The organism is Amycolatopsis sp. NPDC104819 (genome assembly GCF_055583145.1).
In genome coordinates this window covers 24,989-46,170 of record NZ_JBVJON010000022.1, presented here as the reverse complement: position 1 = coordinate 46,170, position 21,182 = coordinate 24,989, and the positions used below count along the sequence as shown (strand labels likewise).

Below are 21,182 nucleotides of genomic sequence, written 5' to 3'. Positions count from 1 at the left end.
GCGGTCACGCCCGGGGCAGCTTGCCCACGAGCGCCTTGGCGAACGCCGTCGCCTGGTCGCAGGCGCCGCCGGTCTTCTGCGCGCGGACCCGGACGTGCTCGGCCTCGCTCGCGGACAGCGGCCGGTGGCTCCAGCTCACGACGCAGCCGTCGCCGGTCGCCAGCCGGGTCGCGGTGACCCCGCCGAGGTCGACCGGGCTGCCGGTGTCGGGCACGGTGAGCGGCTGCTGGTCGAAGGTCAGCGTCAGCGCCGTCGGGGCCGTCCAGTCGCACTCGCGCAGCCGGGTCGGCTTGACCTCGCGGACCGGGCCGATCGCCTGCGCCGTCACGGTCTTGTCGACGACCGTGCACGGGTCGAGCGTGAGCAGGGTCCCGGCCGCCAGGGTGTATTCGGTGCCGCCGCGGATGCGCTCGAGGACCTTGCCGAGCGTGGACTTCGCCAGGCCGCAGGTCTCGGCGAGCGCCGTCACACCCAGCTCCGGGTGCGCCGGGACCTGGACGCTCGCGTCGCACGTGCTGCCGCTGACCTCGGTGAACAGCACCAGCCGGCCGTCCAGGTCCTCGGTGGGCCGGCCGCCCTCGAGGTAGATCGGGTCGCCGAGGTGGACGGAGATCTTCTCGCCGGCCGTCGTCCGGTAGTCGCAGCGGCCGAGGTACAGCGAGTCGGTGTCGGCGCGCAGCTTCCCGGCCGAGGGCACGGTCACGGCGTCGAGCACCCGGCAGGGATCGGTGCGCCGCAACGTCTCCAGGCTCGTCGGGTCGAGGTTCCGGCCGGCGGTCGGCGGGTCCGGGTCGCGGGCGGTGATCGTCACCGCGAGCAGGCCGCCGAGGGCGAGCGCGGCCACGGCCGACAGCGCGGTCACGACCGGCAGCCAGCGGCGACGGCGGGGCGTCGCGGCCACCGGCACCGGCTCGGGCGCCGGCCACGACAGCGCGGTGCGGACCGCGGCCTCCTGCGTCCCGATCAGCCGGTGCACCGCCTCCGGCCACGGCCGGGTCCCGGGCGCCACCGGGCCGAGGAAGTCGAGGATCCGCTGCGGCGCGGGCCGCCGGGCGGGGTCCTTGGCCAGGCAGGGTTCGACGAGCGCGCGGATCTCGGGCGGCAGTCCGGTCAGGTCCGGGACGGCGTGCACGACGTTGTAGAGCATCTGCGCGGTCGTCGAGCCGGTGAACGGGCCGCGCCCGGTCGCGGCCATGACCAGCAGCCCGCCGAGGGAGAAGACGTCGCTCGCGGGGGTGAGCGGGCGGCTTTCGGCCTGCTCGGGCGACATGAACGCGGGGGAGCCGACGATGCCGCCGGTGCCGGTGAGGTCCGAGCCGCCTTCGGTGGCGCGTGCGATGCCGAAGTCGATCACGCGCGGTCCGTCCGCGGTCAGCAGGACGTTGCCGGGCTTGAGGTCGCGGTGGATCAGGCCGACCCGGTGGATCTCGATCAACGCCGTGGCGAGCCCGACGGCGAGCCGGCGGACCGGCTCGACCGGCAGTGGCCCGGTCGCTTCGACGGCCTCCTTCAGCGACGGCCCGGTGACGAACACCGAAGCGAGCCACGGGGTCTCGGCGTCGGGGTCGGCGTCCATGACCGCGGCGGTGAAGGCGCCGGAAACCCGTTGTGACGCCTGCACTTCCTGCTTGAACCGGCTGCGGAAGCGGGCGTTGTGGGCGAACTCGGGGTGCACCTGCTTGAGCGCGACCAGCCGGCCGTCCGGGGCGACGCCGAGCAGGACGCGGCCCATGCCGCCCTCGCCGAGCGCGGCGACCAGCCGGTACTTCCCGGCCTGCCGGGCATCCCCCGGCTCCAGCGGCTTCACGGCTTCGGCAGCCCGGGCCGGACCGCCTTGGCGAACTCCCGCGCCTGGCGGCAGATCTCGTCGTCGGTGAGCTTGCTGGCGGACGTGCGGTAGTCGACGATGACGTTCTCCGAGGTGTCTTCCCCGAGCGGGCGCTGCTGCCAGGTGAAGCTGCAGGTGCCCGTCGCGGGGTTGAAGCGCTTGGTGGTGAAGTAGGCGGTGACGCCGCCGAGGTCGGCGCTGCCGGTCGAGTCCCAGTACGGGTCTTTCGCCTCCTTCGGCCGGAAGCCGCGTTCGAGGGTCACGACGACTTCACCGCCGACCTGCCAGTGGCATTCGTGCAGCCCGCGGGGTTCGACCTTGGTGACCGGGCCGACGATCCGCTGCGCGGTCGCGGTGGCGACCAGGCCGCACGGGTCGACCGGGGCCAGGCTGCCCGGCGCCGCGGGCGCACCCGTACTCCCGGCGCGGAGGCGCTTCAGCGTTTCGGTGAGGGCTGCCTTCGCGGAGTCGCACGGCTGGGCGAACTTCGTCGCTTCGACGCTGATGGTGGTGTCGGGCCGGTCGGCGACGGGCACCGAGGCGGTGCAGCGGCCCGCCTTGTCGTCGAGGGCGAGCGGGAGGCCGTCGAGCTCCCCGGAGACCGCGCCGGCGGCGGTCACCGGGCCGCCGACGGTCAGGTCCAGCCCTTGGCGCTGCGCGGTCTCGTAACCGCACTCGAAGAAGTGGACGTCGGTCTCGGGCGTGAGCTTCCCGATCCCGGGCACCGACGGCAGCACCTGGCACAGGGTGACCCCGCGCAGCTTGTCCGGGCCGAGCGGGTCCGGGTTCGGCGGGGCCGTGCTCGTCGTGACCGGCGGCGGCGCCGGGGTGCTCGCCGGGGCGGCGGTCGCGCCGTCGTCGCCGTTCAGCACCGTGACCGCGGTGATCGTCCCGGCCGCGACGACCACGGCCGCGGCGGCGGCGAGCACGGCCCGGCGGCCCCGCCGCCGGAGCTTCGGCGGCTTGGTGACGACCGCCGCGACGTCGGCCTGGTGCCGCGCGATCAACGCGTGCACGGCGGGCGGCCACGGGCGCTGGACCGGCGGCAGGGGACCGAGCCGCTCGAGGACCTGCGCGGGCGTCGGCCGCCGCGCCGGGTCCTTGGCCAGGCACGGTTCGGCGAGGGCGCGCAGCTCGGGCGGGAGGAACCGCAGGTCCGGGTGCGTGTGGACGACGTTGTAGAGCGACTGCGGCGCCGAGGAGCCGGCGAACGGGCTGTGCCCGGTGGCGGCGAGCAGCAGCAGCGCGCCGAGGGAGAAGACGTCGCTCGCCGGGGTCAGCGGCCGCCCGTCGGCCTGCTCCGGCGACATGAACGCGGGCGAGCCGAGGATGACGCCGGTGTGGGTCAGGTCGGCGCCGCCCTCGGCGGCGCGCGCGATGCCGAAGTCGATGACCCGGGGGCCGTCGTCGGCCAGCAGGACGTTGCCCGGCTTGAGGTCCCGGTGCACCAGCCCGGCGCGGTGGATGCCGATGAGCGCCGACGCGAGCCCGGCGGCGAGGTGCCGCACGGCGGCCGGCGGCAGCGGCCCGGTCTTGTCGACGGCCTCCTGCAGCGATGGCCCGGCGACGAACACCGAGGCCAGCCACGGAGTGGGCGCGTGCGCGTCGGCGTCCATCACCGCCGCGGTGTAGGCGCCGGAGACCAGCCGGGAGACCTCGACCTCCCGGCGGAACCGCTCGCGGAACCCGGGGTCGCCCGCGAACCCGCGGTGGACCTGCTTGACGGCGGCGAGCCGGCCGTCGGGGGCGACCCCGAGCAGCACCCGGCCCATCCCGCCCTCGCCGACCGCCGCGAGCAGCCGGTACCGCCCCACCTGCGCCGGTTCCCCCGGACCCAACGGCTCCACGCCCACCTCCCGCGGGCGATCGTAGAGCGTCCAGTGGCCGCGGTGGGGCCGAACGGCCCAGCCCGGCCCGGTGCTCTGCGCCACCGGGCCGGACCGCGCTCCCCGGTCAGGGCACGACGTCGGTGACCGTGTCCTTGACGACCTGCCACCGGCCGTGGTCGCGCACCATCTGGCAGTTCTCGACGACGGTGTGCACCACCGTCCACGGCATCGAGTACTCGTAGGGCACCTTGAACTGCTCCAGCACCGGGTTCACGCGGTAGCAGGCCGCGTCGCGCTTGTGGTAGCTGTCCATGTCCTCGCACACCGCGTGGTCGAACGCTCTTCGTCTGACGACCGCGCGGCGCATCGGGTACCGCGCCCAGGAGGCCCGCGCCTTGGCCGGGCTCGGTGTGGGGCAGGAGGTGGTGGCGGCGAGGTGTGAGCGTTTGGCGGGGGAGTTGTCGGTGAAGCTGGGGTTGCCGGTGTCGGCGGATCGCTGACGGCCGGGCGCGCGCGATGCCGACGCCGTGTGGTCCGCGCTAGGAAGGACTCATGCACACCGCGAAGACCACCATCGGACTCCTCCACCCCGGCGCGATGGGCGCCGCGATCGGCGCTCTCCTCACCGCCGGCGGCACCGAGGTCCGCTGGGCCTCCGCCGGCCGCGGGCCCGCCACCCGGCGCCGTGCCGACGAAGCCGGGCTCACCGACGTCACCGATCTCGCCGCCCTGCGAAGCTGCGACGTCCTCCTCAGCGTCTGCCCGCCCGCCGCCGCACTTGACGTCGCCCGCAGCGTCGAAGGCTTCGGAGGCCTCTACCTCGACGCCAACGCCATCAGTCCCCGGCACGCCCGGGCGGTCGAGGAGATCCTGAGCGGCGGGACGGCCACCGTCGCCGACGGCGGGATCGTCGGGCCGCCGCCGCGATCGGCCGGGACCACTCGGCTCTACCTGTCCGGCTCGACCGCCGCGACGACCCGGCTGGCGAGCCTGTTCGCCGGCACCCACCTCCGGACCGTCGTGCTCGACGGCCCGGTCGGCACGGCATCCGCGCTCAAACTGGCCTTCGCCTCCTACAACAAGCTCACCTTCGCGCTGGCCGCGCAGTCCCACGCCCTCGCGGAGCGCCACGGCGTCGGCGGCGAGCTGCGTGAGCTCGCCGCCGACGTGCTGCCGCACACCCCGTTCGGCTCGCCCGACGGGATCACCTCCGCCGGACGGCGGGCCTGGCGGTGGGAAGGCGAAATGGCCGAGATCGCCGAAGCCTGCGCCGACTCCGGGCTGTCCCCGGCGCTGCTCACCGCCGCGCAGGAGCTGTTCGGCCACTGGCGCGAGCACCGCGACGACGCCGGCGTCACCCTCGCCGAACTCCTTCAGGCGCTGGTCACCCCGCCGGGGTGACGTCGATCAGCACCTTCCCGGTGACGCCCTTCTCCGAGGCGATGTGGGCCTCGGCGGTGTCGGCCAGCGCGAACCGGTGGATCGGCACCCCGCGGTCCTCGCCGAGCCGGAGCGCGCCGTCGGCCAGGGCCGCGGTGACGTCTTCGGCGCCGACGCGCAGCTTGTCCGCGCCGACCGTGTAGAGCACCAGGAACTGGTACCGCGTGTTCAGCCACAGGTTCGCCCCGAAGTCGAGGCTGGCGGTCCCGGTGCCGCGGTCGTCGCCGTACACCGCGACCGTGCCGCGCGGGCGCAGCACCTCGGTGTGCAACCCGGCGTTGACCCCGACGGCGACCTCGACGACCAGGTCGACACCGTCGGGCGCGACCTCGCGGACCCGGGTGGCGAGCTCCGGGTCGGGGTAGCGCAGCACGTGCTGGGCGCCGGCCGCGCGGGCGAGCGCGGCCTTCTCGTCGCTGCTGACGGTCGCGATCACCGTCGCGCCGGCCCAGCGGCCGAGCTGGATCGTGGCGTTGCCGACCGCGCCGGCGCCGCCGCTGACCAGCACCGTCCGGCCCTCGAGCGCGCCGGGGGAGAGCCGGGACGGCCCGTCTTCGGCGACGGTGAGCGCGCGGTGCGCGGTGAGCGCCGGGACGCCGAACCCGGCGCCTTCGTCGAACCCGGCGCCGTCGGGCAGGCGCACCAGCTTCTCCGCCGGGAGCACGGTGTACTCCTGGGCGGTCCCGGCCGCCGGCCCGTGGGTGCCGGCGAGGATCAGCCACACGCGGTCGCCGGGCGCGAACCCGGTGACCTCCGGGCCGACCGCGTCGACGACGCCCGCGCCGTCCTGGTTGGGCACCGTGTCGGGCGTTTCGGTCCCGGCCTCCGCGCCGCGGCCGAGCCGGGCCTTCCAGTCGGTCGGGTTGACCGCGGACACGACGACGCGGACGCGGACCTCGCCGGGTCCGGGGTCGGTGAGGGCACGCTCCGCCAGCGACAGCACTTCGGGCCCGCCGTGGCGGCGGTAGACGACTGCTTTCATGTCCGGTGCAATCCCGCCCCACCCGGGGTTATTCCCCACCCCCGGAATTGAATCCGCGGTGCTTTTTCCCGCCGGCGACCGGAAAAACCGCGCCACGCGGGTGATCCCCCGGCCGGGCGATTTTCCGTGCTGCCCGAGCGAAATCGACCGCCGTCGCAGAAACTGGGCGCGTGGGAGAGGAAAAGCGCAGTCCGGGGGACGAGCGGCCGAAGCGCGACGACGGGGAACCGACGCCGATCTTCGACGCCGTGTTCAGCGCCACGCGCGCGCGGGCCACTACGAAGAATCCGCCGGGGGAGCCGGAGAAAACAGGACGCTGAATCACCATCGGCCGTGACGTACGCGCTGGTCCCGGCGGCGCAGGCCACCTCGCGAGCGGGCTCGCCGCCGACCTGAAGCACTTTGTTCGACGTCCGCAGCGAACATGTAGCATTCCGCGTGCACGTGCAGCCGCAGAGGAGGAGTGAGGCATGGCGGGAGTCGTGAACAGCATGATCGCCGCCGAGCACGCGGCGGGCGCCTCGATCTCCGAGCTGGCCGAACGCTGGGGCATCGACCCGCGCCAGGTGCTCGAGCGGATCTCCGCCGCGCGCGGCTGACCGGCGTCAGATCGCCCGTTCCCCCTTGCCGAGCACCACGATCCCGCCTTCGCTGACGTGGTAGTGGCCCCGGTCGCGGGCCAGGTCCACCCCGATGTGCGCCCCGGGCGGGACCACGACGTTCTTGTCCAGGATCGCCCGCCGCACGACCGCGCCGCGGCCGACGCGGGCGCCGTCCAGCAGCACCGAGCCCTGGACCACCGCGCCCTGCTCGACCAGGACGTCGGGGGAGAGCACCGAGTCGACGACCTGCGCGCCCGAGATGATGCAGCCGTTGCTGACGATCGACTGGTTGGCCGAGCCGCCCTCGACGAACTTGGCCGCCGCGCGCTGGCCCGGGTGGGCGAGGATCGGCCACTTGCGGTTGTAGAGGTTGAAGATCGGGTGGGTCGAGATCAGGTCGGTGTGGGCGTCGTAGTAGCTGTCGATCGTGCCGACGTCGCGCCAGTAGCCGTGGTCGCGTTCGGTCTCGCCGGGCACGACGTTGCCGCTGAAGTCGTAGACCGCCGCCTCACCCGACTTGACCAGCGCCGGGATGATGTCGCGGCCCATGTCGTGGTGCGACGCCGCGTTCTCGGCGTCGGCGTGCAGCGCCTCCAGCATCACCTTGGTGGTGAAGACGTAGTTGCCCATCGACACGTACGACTCCTCGGGGGAGTCCGGCAGGCCCGGCGGGTCGTCGGGCTTCTCCATGAACGCGTCGATCATCAGCCCGTCGGTGGTCCGGATGACGCCGAACGAGCTCGCCTCCGCCCGCGGCACCCGGATCCCGGCGACCGTGACCCCGGCGCCCGAAGCGACGTGCGCCTCGAGCATCTGGCGCGGGTCCATCCGGTAGATGTTGTCCGCGCCGAACACCGCGATGTACTCGGGATCCTCGTCGTAGACCAGGTTCAGGCTCTGGTGGATCGCGTCGGCGCTGCCCTGGTACCAGCGCGGCCCCAGCCGCTGCTGGGCCGGCACCGGCGTGACGTACTCGCCGGTCAGCGACGACAGCCGCCAGGTCGTCGAGATGTGCCGGTCGAGCGAGTGCGACTTGTACTGCGTCAGCACGCACAGCCGCCGGATGCCGCCGTGCACCAGGTTCGACAGCACGAAGTCGACCAGCCGGTGCACACCCCCGAACGGCACCGCCGGTTTGGCGCGGTCGGCGGTCAGCGGCATCAGCCGTTTGCCCTCGCCGCCCGCGAGCACGATCCCCAGCACGTCGGCTCCAAGATTCACGACGACCTCCCGCACGCCTCGTAAAGGGCGACCGTCCGCTCGGCGATCGCCCTCCAGCCGAACTCGCCGACCGCGCGCTCGCGGCCGGCGGTACCCATCGCGGCGGCCCGGTCCGGGGAGCCCGCCACCTCGTTCAGCGCGGCGGCCAGGCCCGCCTCGAACGCTCGCGCGTCCTGCTCGTCGTAGTGCACCAGCAGCCCGGTCCGGCCGTCGTCGACGACCTCCGGGATGCCGCCGACGTCGCTGGCCACCACCGGCGTGCCGCACGCCATCGCCTCCAGGTTCACGATGCCGAGCGGCTCGTAGACCGACGGGCAGGCGAACACGGTGGCGTGGGTGAGCAGCTGCACGACCTCGGGCCGCGGCAGCATCTCGGGGATCCAGCGGACGCCGGTGCGCGTCTGCTCCAGCTCGGCGACCAGCCCGCGGAACTCCGCGTCCAGCTCGGGGGTGTCCGCGCCGCCCGCGCACAGCACCAGCTGGATGCCCGGGTCGAGCGACGCCGCCGCGCGCACCAGGTGCGGCACGCCCTTCTGCCGGGTGATCCGGCCGACGAACAGCACGTACGGCCGGTTCGGGTCGACGCCGTGCTTGACCAGCGCTTCGGTGCCGGGGTCGGGGCGGTAGAGCGTCGTGTCGATGCCGTTGTGGATCACGTGCACCCGCTCGGGCGGCACCGCCGGGTACGCGGCGAGCACGTCCCGGCGCATCCCGCCGCTGACCGCGACGATCGCGTCCGCGCTCTCGTAGGCCTCGCGCTCGATCCACGACGAAACGCGGTAACCGCCGCCGAGCTGCTCGGCCTTCCAGGGCCGCAGCGGCTCCAGCGAGTGCGCGGTCACGACGTGCGGGATGCCGTGGGTCAGCTTCGCCAGGTGCCCGGCCAGGTTCGCGTACCAGGTGTGGCTGTGCGCGAGGTCGTGGCCTTCGAGCGCGTTCGCCATCGACACGGCGATGTCCATGGTCGTGAACGCGGGCTGGCGGTACCCGTGCGGATCCGTGTGCCCGGTGGCGTCGGGCCGGTCCGCGCCCCAGCAGTGGACGTCGAGATCGACCAGCGGCCGCAACTCCCGGGCGAGGAACTCCACGTGGACCCCGGCTCCGCCGTAGACCTCCGGCGGGTACTCCCGGGTGAGCAGGCCGACCTTCATGACCGAACCCTATGGCCTTCCCCGCCTTCCGCGCAGTCTGGCGTCCAGGGGAAATCCCGTGAACTTCCCGTGACTGCTCAGTTGAGCGCGGAGATCACGGCTCGCGCGTGAGCGTGAAGTGGCCGACACCCTTCGCCGCGGAGGAGACCTGCCAGCTGTCCGGTCCGGTCGCGGGGCCCGTGGCGTACTGCAGCCGGTACTCGGGCTTGCGCGGCGCGACCGAGGTGTCCAGCCAGTGGTAGTTCACCCGCAGCGCGAGGCTCATCAGCGGGTTCGCCGTCGCGATCCGCTGCTCGACCAGCTTCACCGCCTGACCGCGGTCGGAGAACTCGTCGATGATCGCGCACTCGCAGTAGTAGGCCAGGGTGCCGATCTCGCCGGGGCTGGCCACGCTCGCGCCGTTCAGCCGGGCGCGCAGCTCGGTCCCGACCCGGGCGTAGTCCCGCGCGCTCGCCCAGTTGCCGAAGATCACCGGCGACGGCCACGGCACACCCTGCGCGACGTCGACCGCCGCGCCGCTCAGCACCAGCACCCCGGTGAGCCCGAGCGCCACCGCGGGCGGCCCGGTCCGCAGCGGCGGCCGCTCCCGGGTCTGGGCGTACCAGGTCCCGAAGGCGGCGACGGCGAACGTGCTCGCCGCCGTCACCGGGGCCACGTAGTACCAGTGGAACGGGCCGACGCCGATGAACGAATACGCGACGTAGTACAGGATCCCGCCGCCGCAGAGCGCGGCGAACGGGCCGAGCGCGGGGAAGTCCGGCCACCGGACGCCGAAGCGCGCCGCGGCCCACGCGGCGAGCGCGACCACGCCGACCAGCGCCGGGACGAACGACACGAGCACGGTGACCGGCCAGCCGAGGTAGTACATCATCGGCCCGGTGCTGTAGCTCCACGGCGCGAACAGCCCCGCCTGCAGCTGCTTGATCACCAGCGTGTCGGGCACGAACGAGCCGAACGCGACCCAGCTGACGACGAACCACGGCGCGGCGGTCAGCACCGCGGCGGCCACGACGGGCAGCAGCCGCCGCCGGATCGCCGGGGCGCTCACCGCGATCACCACCACGAACACGACGAGGTCGAGCCGGGTCAGCACGGTGAGCCCGCCGGTCACGCCGAACCAGCGCGGCCGGCCTTCGAGCGCGCAGACCGTGAGCACCAGCAGCACCGCCGGGATGAGCAGCACTTCGAGGCCGATCGCGGACAGCACGAAGGGGTTGAGCACAACCAGCGCGATCCCGAGCATCCCGGCCGCGGGCGGCAGCGCGAGCACGCGGCCCGCGCGCTGCCACGCCCAGCCGAGCGCGCCGCCGCACAGCACGGTGAGGATCCCGAGCGCCACCACCGGGTGCGGGCCGCCGGCGATCCGTGTCACCAGGGTCAGCGCGCCGAGGAGCAGGACGTTCAGCGGCGACGTCGCGGAGTTCGCGGGCGAGCCGGGGATGATGCCCCATTCGCCGTGCACCGCGAGGTTCTTCGCGTAGGCGAGGGTGATGTAGCTGTCGTCGGTGAGGCTGCCCCGCACCAGCAGGAAGGCTACGGCGCCCAGCACCGCCCCGAAGACGGGCAGCCACCACCGGCCGCGCGTGGTCGTCGCCGTCTGTTCCGTTTGAGTTTCCGCAAGCACCTTTTCACCTTGCGGATGCGCCATCGGCGCGGGATCCGCCCTCTGCCCGATCACCATGACCCGAGGACCGTAGGGGCGGCGGATTACCGGGGTGCTACACCCGTGTCACGTCCGCCGTTCCCGTCCGGTCTCACCCGATGGTGTCACGCCCCGCGTGGTCCCGCAGTGTGGCCGGGGTCCCTTGTGGACACGCGGGACGGAACGGTCAGCGGGTCCGGCGGCGGATCGTGAGGAGCACCAGCGCGGCGCCACCGGTGAGCAGCAGGGCGCCGAGGCCGAGGACCGGGCCGACGTCGACGCCGGTGTCCGGCAGGCTGCCGGTGCCGCCGGGCGTGGTCGGCACGGGCGGCGGGACGGCCGAGGTCGACGACGTGGCGGTGCTGGTGGCCGTGCTGGTGCTGGTGCTCGTCGCGGTCGAGGTGGCCGGGCTCGTCGGTGTGGTCGTGCTGGTGCTGGTCGAGGTCTGCGTGGTGCCGGTCGGCTCGGTGGTGGTGGTGGGTTCCGTGGTGGTCGTCGGTTCCGTGGTCCCGGTGGGCTCGGTCGTGCCGGTGGGGGTGGTGGTCGCCGTGGTGGTGCTCGTGGTCGGCTCGGTGGTGCTCGTCGGCGTCGTGGTGCCGGTCGTGGTCGTCGTTGTCGGGGTTGTGCTGGTCGTCGTGGTGGGCTCCGGCTTGCCGCACGAGGGCAGGTCGCCGGTGAACGGGTACGCGTGGAACTCCTGCCCGCTGCCCTGGCCGGCGCTCGAGCCGTGGACCAGGTCGCCCGCGGTGAAGAAGCGGCCGTTGGTGCCGGGCAGGGTGACCGTCGTGGTGCCGGCCGGGTTGCCCGCCAGCACGCTGCCCTGGAACATGCCGCTGCCGGTGAGGTGGACCGCCGTCGCCGCCGGGAAGTTCCACAGCAGGCGGGGGCGCAGCCGGTTGAGCGGGTCGCGGTCGTCGAGGGTGCCGCTGTAAGTGTTGATCGTCCGGACCGCGCCGGTGAGGTTGACCAGCACCGTCGCGCCCTCGGGGATGCCGGTGAACTCGATGCCCTGCGCGCCGCCGCCGGGCGCGGCGATGTCCTGGGTGACGGTGAAGACCTGCAGCGCGGACTTGCCGTCGCCGGTGAAGAGCGTCCGGTAGTTCTGGTTCTGCACGGTCCCGGTGGCGGCGGCGGCCGCGTAACACTCGCTGGCGGCCGTGAGCTCGGCCCGCAGCCCCGCGTACGGCTTCATCGCCGCCGGGTCGTGGACGAGCTCGCCGATCACGGTGCCGGTGACCGTCCCGGCGTGGCGGACCACCCCGCCGGCCGAGTCGCCGACGGCGTCGAGCCGCTGGCGTTCGGCGACGGTCAGGTCCCCGCCGACGGCCAGGTAGTCGGCGCCGTCCGGCGGCGGCACGCGGGAGCCGACCCCGGCGACCCCGACGTTGTAGATCGAGGAGCCGGCGGTCTTCCGCAGCGTGAAGTTCCCGCCGACGATCACCCGCCCCTCGGCCTCGGCGGCGCTGCCGGTGACGCGCATGCTGCCGCCGACGAAGACGTTGATGCCGTTGTCGCGCCCGGCGAACGCGCCGTTCCCGACCGGCGGATAGGTCCCGGGGCAGGTGCCCGGCACGCACGGCCCGAGGCCACCGGGCAGCGGGTCGGCCTGCGCGGACCGCACGAACGGCACCGAAAGCACCACGAGCCCGCAGGCCGCCAGCGCCGCCAGTGCGGCATGGGTCACGCGCACGGAACCTCCCTGGTCCACTGTGGACTCTGCGGGTCGGACGATAGTGCCAGGTCACGCGGGTAGCCCGCCGATCCACCCGATCGGTGGCGCGCCGGAGACCGCCCGGCGGCCACAATGGACCGACCAGGGCCGATGAAATCCGGATGACCGCGACTCTCCTCCCGAGGTCCGATGCGCCGCCGTCGCGGGCTTCCTAGGCTGGTCCGGTGCGGGCGAGGGTGGTGAGCGGGCTCCGGGCCCGGATGGAGGCGAGCCTCGACCGGGCGGGCATCGCGCTGCCCTGGTGGGTGCCGGTCGCGGTGAGCGCCTTCGGGACCGTGCTGGCGGTCACCGCGGTCGTGCAGCGCGGGGCGCCCCTGCCGGCCGTGCTCGCCGGGCTGCTGGCGGTCGTGACGGCGCTGGGCTGGGCTGTCACCGGGGTCATCGCGCCGCCGTGGCTCAAGGCGCTCACCGTGCTCGGGGCCGTTGCGATCCTGCTGGCCGACCCCGTCGTCCCCGACTTCGCCCCGGTCGTGCTGGCGGTGCTCGCCGCCGAGACGGCGTCGATCGCCCGGCCGGTGCTCGCCTTCGCCGTGAGCGCCGCGAGCGTCGTGCTGCTGAGCGTCGCCACGGCTCGCGTCGGGCTCGTCGGCTTCCCGGTCTACGTCGCGGCCGTGCTGCTCGGGCTGGCCGCCGGGTTCATGCTCCGCTGGTACGTGCGGGCGCTGGCCGCCGAGCGCGCGGCGCGGGACGCCGTGCGCGACCAGGCCGTGCTCGCCGAGCGGCAGTGGATCGCCCGCGAGGTGCACGACGTCGTCGCGCATTCGCTGAGCATCACGCTGCTGCACCTGACCGGCACCCGGCACGCCCTCCGCCAGGACCGGGACGTCGAGGAGGCGCTGGAAGGGCTCGAGGAGGCCGAGCGGGTCGGCCGGGCCGCGATGGCCGACATCCGCCGGACCGTCGGGCTGCTCGCCGAGGCGCCCGCCGCGACCCGGCCGCTGCCGGACGCCCGTGACATCACCGCGCTCGTCGAGCGCACCCGCGCGGCCGGCCTGGCCGTGGACTACGAGCAGGACGGCGACCCGGCCGCGGTGCCGGATCTGGCCGGGCTCGGGCTGTACCGCATCGCGCAGGAATCGCTGGCCAACGTCGCCAAGCACGGCGCCGGCGCGCCCGCGCGGATGCGGCTGGCCGTCGAGGCGGGCGAAGCGCGGCTGACCGTCCGCAACCGGCTCCCGGCCGGGGCCCTGCCGCGGGCCGCGGGCGGGTCCGGGCTCACCGGGATGGCCGCGCGGGCGGGACAGCTGGGCGCGCGGCTGAGCGCCGGACCGGAAGGGGCGGACTGGGTGGTGGCCGTCAGCGTGCCCGCGGGTGTCGCGCCGTGACGGGCGAAGAGCCGGTGCGGGTCCTGCTCGTCGACGACCAGGAGCTCGTGCGGTCCGGGCTGCGGCGGATCCTGCGCCGCCGCGACGGGTTCGTCATCGCGGGGGAGTGCGGCGACGGCGCGGACGTCCCCGCGGCGCTCGCCGCCGCCGAGGTGGACGTCGTCGTGATGGACCTGCGGATGAAGCACGTCGACGGGATCGAGGCGACCCGGCGGCTGCGGCGGGCCGGTCCTCGGCCGCCGGTGCTCGCGCTCACCACGTTCGACGACGACGAGCTGCTCGCGGGCGCCCTGCGGGCCGGCGCGGTCGGCTACATCCTCAAGGACTCGCCCGCCGAAGACCTCATCCGCGCCGTGCGCGCGGTCGCCGCGGGGGACGCCTGGCTCGACGCCGCCGTGACCGCCCGCGTGCTCACGACCTACCGCCGCGCGGCCGCCGACGGGTCCGCGGGCCCGCCACCGGGTCTGCTGACCCCGCGCGAGCTGGACGTGCTGCGCGCGGCCGGCCGCGGCCTGAGCAACACCGAGATCGCCGCCGCGCTGGTCGTCTCCGAGCTGACGGTGAAGAGCCACCTGGGCCGGATCTTCACCAAGCTGGGCCTGCGCGACCGGGCCGCCGCTGTGGTCTACGCGTTCGACCACGGCATCGTCAGCCCGCGCTGTTCGGCGGTCGACGACGCGCCGGTGCGGCCCGCGCCCGTGCCGGATCCGGTGCCGGGACTGCGGTTCTCGGTGCTCGGCCCGCTGCGCGCGTGGCGGGGCGGCAGGCCCGCTCGACCTCGGGCCGGTGCGCCAGCAGGCGCTGCTGGCCGCGCTCGTGCTGCGCCCGGGGGTCACGGTCAGCCAGTCCGAGCTGCTCGACGGCGTGTGGGGGCTGGAGCCGCCGGGCACCGGGGGCCGGGTCGTGCCGGTGTACGTGCACCGGCTGCGCAAGTGCCTGCGCGGGCCCGGCGAGCGGACCCCGGACTCGGTGATCGGCCGCACCCGCGGCGGCTACCGGTTCGTCGCCGACGGCGTGCGGCTCGACGTCGCCCGGCTGGCGGAGCTCGACGCGGACGCGGGCGCCGCCGAAGAAGCGGGCGACCTGCCCGCGGCCGCCGCGTGCTGCGCCGACGCGCTGGCGCTGTTCCACGGCGAGCCCCTTGCCGGGTTGCCGGGGCCGTTCGCCGAAGGCCAGCGGCTGCGGCTGGGCGAACGCCGGAACACGCTGTGGACCCGGCGCGCCCGGCTGCAGCTGAAGCTGGGCCGGGCCGCGGAAACGGCCGACGAGCTGTCCGCCGTCCTCGCGCTCGAACCGTTGCGGGAGCCGCTGGCCGCGTTGCTCATGCGGGCGTTGCTGGCCACCGGCCGCCGCGCCGAGGCGATCGCGGTGTACGGCCGCGTCCGCGACCGGCTGGCCGGGGACCTGGGTGTCCAGCCCGGCGAGGAACTGCGGCGCACCTACCGGGCGGTGCTCGGTGACGCCCCCGCGTAGGTCCGGTTCAGCACGCGCGGCGGCGCGGGTCCGGCGCGACGGCGGCCTGGGCCTCCGCCGAGGTGGAGTGCAGCGGCAGGTCCTCGTCCAGGCCGAGGATTTCCAACGGCCGGGCGACGGACTCCGCGTCGGCCGCGATGGCGAAGGGAACGTCACGCGCCCGGGCGTCGCGATGGGCTTCCACCAGGACGCTGAAGATCGTCGAGTCGCAGAAGGTGACCGCGGCCAGGTCGGCGACGACCCCGCGGGAGCGGCGGCGGATCGGAGGCAGGAGCGCGCGGCGGAAGCGCGGCGCGGTGTCCAGATCGGCGGGGCCCGCGCACCGGACGGTGACGATCCCGGCGGCGGTGGTGGTCTCGAGCGCGGTGGGGTGCTCTGTCATGGGTTGTCCTCCTCGATAACGGGTACCCGGGCCGGAGTGAGATCACTCGTCCGGCGCAGGTTCGCTGCGGCATCCGGGGGATAACGATGCACAAGCGATGCGTTTGCGGTATAACGTGGCCGCGCAGCACCGTTTCCCCGGCACGTCGCCGGCCACGGCGGGTGCCACACCCCGCGGCCGGCGGGATCCGGCTGACGCGGGCCGGATCACCGGCGCCGGGCGGCGCCGAAGGGGACGCGGCAGGCCGACGCCCCGCCGCCGCGTCCCCCGCACGCCTCCGCCCGGCTCGCGCGCGGGCGATGGTGACCCGGCGGGTCGGCCGGTCGCCGCCGGGTGCGGCGGGCTTCGCGTCGCTAAGCTTCGGCCCACTCCGGTGAGGTGAAGGGACACGGTGGAACCCGAGAACGTCGACCCGCCGCCCGTCTGGGCGCCCGGCAAGGTGGCCGAGCTGCTCGGCGTGTCGCCGGTGACCCTGCGCAGCTGGAGCGCGCGGTACGGGATCGGCCCGCCGGTCGGCGAAGGGCGCCATCGCCGCTACTCCGACGCCGACGTCCGGCGCCTGCAGCACATGCAGCGGCTCGTCGCGCGGGGGATGCCCGTGCGGGAGGCCGCCGCCGCGGCGTTCGCCGGCCCCGCGGCGACGACGTCCGGGGTGCCGGCCGCCCGCCGCGTCCGCGAGCTCGCCGACGCCGCCGACGAGCTGCAGTTCGCCTCGGTCGCCGGGCTGCTCGACGAAACCCTGGGCACGCTGGGCCCGGCCGCCGCCTGGACTGAAGTCCTCGCGCCGGTGCTGCGCGGCCTCGGCGACCGCTGGCAGAGCGGCGACGTGTGCTTCGCGTCGGAGTGGGCGCTGACGAGCGAGATCTCCCTGGCGTTCGAGCGGTTCAGCCGCCGCTTCCCGGCCGCCGTCCCGGGCCGGCCGGTGCTGCTGGCCTGCTGTCCCGCCGAACGGCACTCCCTCCCGATGGAAGCGCTCCGGGCGGCACTGGCCGAGGCGGGGGTGCCGGTCGCCTACCTCGGCCAGCTCGTGCCGGCCGAGACGGTGGCCAACCTGGCGGAGCGCCTCGACCCGGCGCTGGTCCTGCTCTGGTCCCTGGCGCCCCCGACGGCCGACGACCTGCTGGCCGCCCGGGTCCGCGACCTCGGGCGCGCGGTCGGTGTCGCGGGCCCGGGCTGGGCACACCTCGGCGACCGCGGGTTCCCGCGGGTGGCCGACCTGGCGTCGGCGATGGAGCTGGTCGTGGCGTACGCCCACGCCTAGCCGCGGTCGAAAGCGTCAGCGCAGCCTGCCGAGCTCCCGGGTCAGCTCCGGCACGACGTTGTCGCCGAGCCGCTCGAACTCCCGCTTGAGCAACGGGCCCGCCAGTTTCGCCAGGCCGTGGAACTCGATCGTCGCCTGGTACCGGACCTCGGTGCCGTCCGGGCCGGACGTCAGCGTGAAGTCGTCGGTGGACGTCGCCGTCTTGTTCTTGCCGACGAAGGTCACCCGGCCCGGGTCGCGCCGCGTGAGGCGGTACTCCAGCTCCGTCTTCTTGCCGCGGAACTCCGACACGTTGTGCCACACCGCGCCGACTTCCAGCGGGCCCGCGTCGGTCCGGGTGCACGTGACCGTGCCCGGGTCCCAGTCCTCGGTGTGCGTGAAGTCCGCGAGGTATTCGGCGACGAGCTCGACCGGCGTGCGCACGGTGACGGTGCGTTCGACCTGGACCATGGGGCCTCCCGGGACCGGTTCGCTGCGGAGTCGATGCAACCGTAGCGGTGCCCGCTCAGCGGGGCACAGCGGCGACGCACGCAGACATCGATGTCATTATTCCTAATTCTTGTCTTCCTTGTCGTCTTGACGGCTCCCGCGACCACCGTCGAAGCTTCGTGGCAACGTTGTCAGCCAACGGCGCCGACTCCCCTCGAGATCCCCGCGTCCGTGCACGGCTGCCGCTTCGAGAACGGAGTTCGCATGGCTGAGGAGTACGGCGCCGGCCCGGACGTCGAGCCCGCGGAGGTGGCCGCCGTCTCGCGGCGGCACGTCCTCGCCGCCGGGACCGGGCTGCTGGCCGGGTTCGGCCTGGCCGCCGTCCTGCCCGGGGTCGCGTCGGCGGCGCCCGCGGTCGCCGAAGCGTCCCCCAAGACCGACCTCGCGCTGTTCCGGCCGGTGCAGGTGTCCTCGACCGACTACGCCGCCACGCCGGCCGAGTTCGCCGTCGACGGCCTCGCGCGGCCCGGGGTCGGTGGCTCCGGCTGGCGCGCCGCGCCCGGGGACAACCAGTGGATCGTCGTCGACCTGCAGGCGCCGTGCCGGATCGAATCGGTCGTGCTGACCTTCGAAGCGAAGCCCGGCGACCCGGCCTTCGACGCCGGCGCGTCCCGCACTCACACCAGCGGCTTCGAGATCCAGTCGAGCTACGCGACCGTGTTCGACCTCGACGTCTCCGGTGACGGCAAGGCCTGGCGCACGGTCCACCACAGCGACGCCGGCGCCGGCGGGGTCGTGACGATCCCGCTCGCGGCCGTCACCGCCCGCTGGGTGCGGTTCTCCGCGTCGGGCCGGTCGACGACGAACCCGCTGGGCCTCAACGGGTTCCAGGTGTTCGGCACCGGCCCGCGCGACCGCCCGGCGGTGCACGGCTGGACGAGCTTCCCGGTGCGCCCGCACGACGACCCGCCCGCGCTCGCCGTCGCGCCCGACGGCACCGTGCCGCTCGAGTCCGGCTGGGTCCTCACGATGGACGACTGGGCGCCCACCGGCGACGGCAAGGCGCTCTCGACGTCCACAGTGGACACTCGGGGCTGGCTGCCGGCGACCGTGCCCGGGACCGTGCTGGCTTCGCTCGTCGAGCAGGGTCAGCTGCCCGACCCGGTGTCCGGCATGAACAACCTGCACGTGCCGGAGGCGCTGTCCCGGCACGCCTGGTGGTACCGCCGCCGCTTCGGCCTGCCACGTGGCCTCGACACCTCGCCGGGCCGGCACGTCTGGCTCGAGTTCGACGGGGTCAACCACGAAGCGCGGATCTGGCTCAACGGCGCGGAGATCGGCACGCAGAGCCACCCGTTCGGCCGCGGCGCCTACGACGTCACCGCGGCGCTGCGGCGCACCGGCGAGCAGGCCCTCGCCGTGAAGATCTCGCCGATGCCGCGGCCGGGCAGCCCTGGCGACAAGGGGTCCGCGGGCTACGCGTTCGTCGACGCCGGCAGCACGATGTTCGACAGCTCGCCGACCTACCTCGCGGTGTCCGGCTGGGACTGGATGCCCGCGGTCCGCGACCGCGCCTCGGGCATCTGGGACCACGTGCGGCTGCGCTCGACCGGCGCCGCCGTGCTCGGTGACGTGCGGGTCGACACGAAGGTGCCCGACGCCGGCACCGCCGAGGTGACGCTCACCGTGCCGGTGCGCAACGCCGCCGCGACGGCCCAGCGGGTCAAGGTGAGCGCCGCGTTCGGCCCGGTGAACGTCTCGGCCACGGTCACCCTCCCGGCCGGGCAGAGCACCGACGTCGTGTTCCCGAAGCAGCAGGTGAAGAACCCGAAGCTGTGGTGGCCCAACGGGTACGGCGACCCGAACCTCTACGACCTGACGCTCACCGCGGCGATCGGCGCGGCGACGAGCGACCGGCGGACGGTCAAGATCGGCCTCCGGCAGATCGGCTACCAGTACGACCTGCCGATCGTCATCGCCGACGGCCGCGCGACGCAGACCGTCGACCTCGCGCCGCAGACCGCCCGGTACGTCCGGATGCAGGGCCTGAAGCGCGCCACCGGCTGGGGTTTCTCGCTCTGGACGATGTCCGTGGTCGACAGCAAGAACCCCGGCGCCGACCTGGCGCAGGGCAAGACCGCGACGGCGCAGTCGGTGGCCGACGGCAACCCGCCCGAGCGGGCCTTCGACGGCGACCCGAACACGCGCTGGACGTCGGCCTACGAAGACAACCAGTGGCTGCAGGTCGACCTCGGCGCCGCGACCGCGTTCGACCGGGTCGTGCTGACCTGGGAGACGGCCTACGCGGCGACCTTCAAGATCCAGGTGTCGCAGGACGGTGACACCTGGACCGACGCCGCCTCGGTGGACAACAGCCCGAAGCCGCTGACGTTCCTCGTCAACGGTGTCAAGGTGTTCGCCCGGGGCGGCAGCTGGGGCTGGGACGAGCTGCTGCGCCGGATGACGCCGGAGCGGACCGACGCCGTCGTCGCGATGCACCGCGACATGAACTTCACCCTGATCCGCAACTGGGTCGGCTCGTCGTACCGCCAGGAGCTGTTCGACGCCTGCGACAAGTACGGCATCCTGCTGTGGAACGAGTTCTGGGACGGCTGGTCGACCGACCCGGCCAACCACGACATCTTCCTCGCGCAGGCGAAGGACACCGTGCTGCGCTACCGCCACCACGCCTGCGCGACGGTCTGGTTCGGCTGCAACGAGGGCACTCCGCCGGCAGTCATCGACAACGCGCTGCGCGAGATCGTCACCGGCCACACCGACCTGCTCTACCAGGGCAACTCCGCGGGCGGCGTGATCACCGGCGACGGGCCCTACCGCTGGCTGGACCCGAAGCAGTACTTCACCGGCGAGGCGACCGGCGGCAAGGCCGGGTTCTGGAGCGAGATCGGGCTGCCGACCGTCTCGGTCGTGGAGAGCATGCGCAACCTGGTCGGCAAGGACGACCCGGGCTGGCCGATCGGCGCGTCGTGGTTCCACCACGACTGGTCGGGCAACGGCAACCAGGCCCCGCAGACCTACCTCGCGGCGATTGACGCCCGGCTCGCGCCCTCGACGAGCCTGGCGGAGTTCTGCCGCAAGGCGCAGTTCGTCAACTACGAGAGCATGCGCGCGATCTTCGAGGCGTGGAACGCGAAGCTGTGGAACGACGCCACCGGCGTGCTGCTCTGGATGTCGCACCCGGCCTGGCACAGCACGGTTTGGCAGACCTACGACTACGACCTCGACGTCAACGGCAGCTACTACGGCGCGCGCAAGGGCTGCGAGGCCCACCACGTCCAGGCCGACCTCACGACGTGGCAGGTCCGGGTCGTCAACCACACGCCGGCGGCGCTGAGCGGGGTGACCGTCGACGCCCGGCTGTACGGTCTCGACGGCGCGAGCCTGGGCCCGGCGAAGGAGCAGAAGCTCGACGTGGCCCCGATTTCGGGCGCGGCGGCGTTCACGGTGCCGTTCGACGCCGGGCTGCCGCCGCTGCACCTGCTCCGGTTGACCCTGACCGACGCCCGTGGCGCGGTGCTGTCGGAGAACACCTACTGGCGCTACACCACGGACACGGCGATGCGGGCGCTCAACCAGCTGCCGGGCGCCCGGCTCACCACGTCGCTGCGGCCCGACGGCGACGCGTTCACCGCGACGGTCCGCAACGACGGCCGGACGGTCGCGGCGATGATCCGGCTGTCGCTGCGGGAACGCAACGGCGTCGACCGCGTGCTGCCGACCCGCTACGGCGACAACTACTTCTGGCTGCTGCCGGGGGAGAGCCGCACGGTCCGCGTCGAGCCCCGGCGGCGGGTGCCGGGCGCCAAGCTGCTGGTGGCGGCCTACAACGTGGCGGCGAAGCTGGCGGGCTGACCCTCCTCGGGC

At 74.1% G+C, this 21,182-nt stretch carries 16 protein-coding genes and 1 pseudogene; 7 read left to right on the top strand and 10 right to left on the bottom strand.

The genetic code is table 11. The features are described from left to right. Positions 1-4: 4 nt before the first annotated feature. From ACZ63E_RS43420 to ACZ63E_RS43410, 3 genes are all read right to left on the bottom strand, one after another. Positions 5-1,807: a serine/threonine-protein kinase gene (locus tag ACZ63E_RS43420; protein ID WP_465342168.1), complete on the bottom strand. Its 1,803-nt coding sequence runs from the start codon at positions 1,805-1,807 to the stop codon at positions 5-7. Further along, positions 1,804-3,675 (bottom strand): serine/threonine-protein kinase, encoded by a 1,872-nt coding sequence (locus ACZ63E_RS43415; protein WP_465342167.1) that lies wholly within the window; start codon positions 3,673-3,675, stop codon positions 1,804-1,806. The genes ACZ63E_RS43420 and ACZ63E_RS43415 overlap by 4 nt, the downstream gene beginning before the upstream one ends. Before the next feature lie 106 nt (positions 3,676-3,781). Further along, positions 3,782-4,024 (bottom strand): hypothetical protein, encoded by a 243-nt coding sequence (locus ACZ63E_RS43410; RefSeq protein ID WP_465342166.1) that lies wholly within the window; start codon positions 4,022-4,024, stop codon positions 3,782-3,784. A gap of 185 nt (positions 4,025-4,209) precedes the next feature. On the opposite strand from ACZ63E_RS43410, the gene ACZ63E_RS43405 reads away from it, so the two are divergent. Then, the gene (locus ACZ63E_RS43405) at positions 4,210-5,058 is read left to right on the top strand and encodes an NAD(P)-dependent oxidoreductase (protein WP_465342165.1); all 849 of its coding nucleotides are present in this window, start codon (positions 4,210-4,212) and stop codon (positions 5,056-5,058) included. On the opposite strand, the gene ACZ63E_RS43400 is transcribed toward ACZ63E_RS43405, so the two are convergent. Further along, positions 5,042-6,079 carry an NADPH:quinone reductase gene (locus ACZ63E_RS43400; RefSeq protein WP_465342164.1) on the bottom strand — a complete coding sequence of 346 codons (1,038 nt, stop codon included), beginning with the start codon at positions 6,077-6,079 and terminating at the stop codon, positions 5,042-5,044. The genes ACZ63E_RS43405 and ACZ63E_RS43400 overlap by 17 nt on opposite strands. Positions 6,080-6,549: 470 nt before the next feature. Here ACZ63E_RS43400 and ACZ63E_RS43395 point away from each other — a divergent pair, with 470 nt between their 5' ends. Further along, entirely contained in the window at positions 6,550-6,678 is a 129-nt protein-coding gene (locus ACZ63E_RS43395; RefSeq protein ID WP_465342163.1) for a hypothetical protein, read from the top strand. A 6-nt stretch (positions 6,679-6,684) separates the two neighbouring features. Here the strand turns inward: ACZ63E_RS43395 and glgC are convergent, their stop codons facing one another. The 4 genes from glgC to ACZ63E_RS43375 all read right to left on the bottom strand — a co-directional run bounded on the left by glgC (position 6,685) and on the right by ACZ63E_RS43375 (position 12,385). Then, positions 6,685-7,902, bottom strand: coding sequence for a glucose-1-phosphate adenylyltransferase (gene glgC, locus ACZ63E_RS43390; protein ID WP_465342162.1), 1,218 nt, complete (start codon positions 7,900-7,902; stop codon positions 6,685-6,687). Then, a complete protein-coding gene (gene glgA, locus ACZ63E_RS43385) occupies positions 7,899-9,053 on the bottom strand; it encodes a glycogen synthase (protein WP_465342161.1) in 1,155 nt (384 codons plus the stop codon). Before glgA ends, glgC begins: the two co-directional genes overlap by 4 nt. Positions 9,054-9,147: 94 nt before the next feature. Further along, on the bottom strand, positions 9,148-10,677 hold the full coding sequence (locus tag ACZ63E_RS43380; RefSeq protein ID WP_465342160.1) for a hypothetical protein: 1,530 nt from the start codon (positions 10,675-10,677) through the stop codon (positions 9,148-9,150). A 205-nt stretch (positions 10,678-10,882) separates the two neighbouring features. Beyond that, positions 10,883-12,385, bottom strand: coding sequence for a choice-of-anchor A family protein (locus ACZ63E_RS43375; RefSeq protein WP_465342159.1), 1,503 nt, complete (start codon positions 12,383-12,385; stop codon positions 10,883-10,885). Between the two features lie 206 nt (positions 12,386-12,591). On the opposite strand from ACZ63E_RS43375, the gene ACZ63E_RS43370 reads away from it, so the two are divergent. The 3 genes and pseudogenes from ACZ63E_RS43370 (at position 12,592) to ACZ63E_RS43360 (ending at position 15,225) form a co-directional block, all read left to right on the top strand. Continuing rightward, the gene (locus tag ACZ63E_RS43370; protein ID WP_465342158.1) at positions 12,592-13,752 is read left to right on the top strand and encodes a sensor histidine kinase; all 1,161 of its coding nucleotides are present in this window, start codon (positions 12,592-12,594) and stop codon (positions 13,750-13,752) included. Then, positions 13,749-14,408: pseudogene (locus ACZ63E_RS43365) on the top strand (response regulator); the annotation flags it as partial. The gene ACZ63E_RS43370 and the pseudogene ACZ63E_RS43365, both read left to right, overlap by 4 nt. Before the next feature lie 130 nt (positions 14,409-14,538). After that, positions 14,539-15,225 (top strand): AfsR/SARP family transcriptional regulator, encoded by a 687-nt coding sequence (locus ACZ63E_RS43360; RefSeq protein ID WP_465342157.1) that lies wholly within the window; start codon positions 14,539-14,541, stop codon positions 15,223-15,225. Between the two features lie 7 nt (positions 15,226-15,232). On the opposite strand, the gene ACZ63E_RS43355 is transcribed toward ACZ63E_RS43360, so the two are convergent. After that, on the bottom strand, positions 15,233-15,607 hold the full coding sequence (locus tag ACZ63E_RS43355; protein WP_465342155.1) for an STAS domain-containing protein: 375 nt from the start codon (positions 15,605-15,607) through the stop codon (positions 15,233-15,235). Positions 15,608-15,998: 391 nt separating this feature from the next. Between ACZ63E_RS43355 and ACZ63E_RS43350 the strand changes: the two genes are divergently transcribed. Beyond that, a complete protein-coding gene (locus ACZ63E_RS43350; RefSeq protein ID WP_465342154.1) occupies positions 15,999-16,868 on the top strand; it encodes a MerR family transcriptional regulator in 870 nt (289 codons plus the stop codon). Positions 16,869-16,883: 15 nt separating this feature from the next. Here ACZ63E_RS43350 and ACZ63E_RS43345 read toward each other — a convergent pair whose 3' ends face one another. Beyond that, the gene (locus tag ACZ63E_RS43345; RefSeq protein ID WP_465342153.1) at positions 16,884-17,318 is read right to left on the bottom strand and encodes an SRPBCC family protein; all 435 of its coding nucleotides are present in this window, start codon (positions 17,316-17,318) and stop codon (positions 16,884-16,886) included. Positions 17,319-17,561: 243 nt separating this feature from the next. On the opposite strand from ACZ63E_RS43345, the gene ACZ63E_RS43340 reads away from it, so the two are divergent. Next, on the top strand, positions 17,562-21,170 hold the full coding sequence (locus ACZ63E_RS43340) for a discoidin domain-containing protein (protein ID WP_465342152.1): 3,609 nt from the start codon (positions 17,562-17,564) through the stop codon (positions 21,168-21,170). Positions 21,171-21,182: the final 12 nt, after the last annotated feature.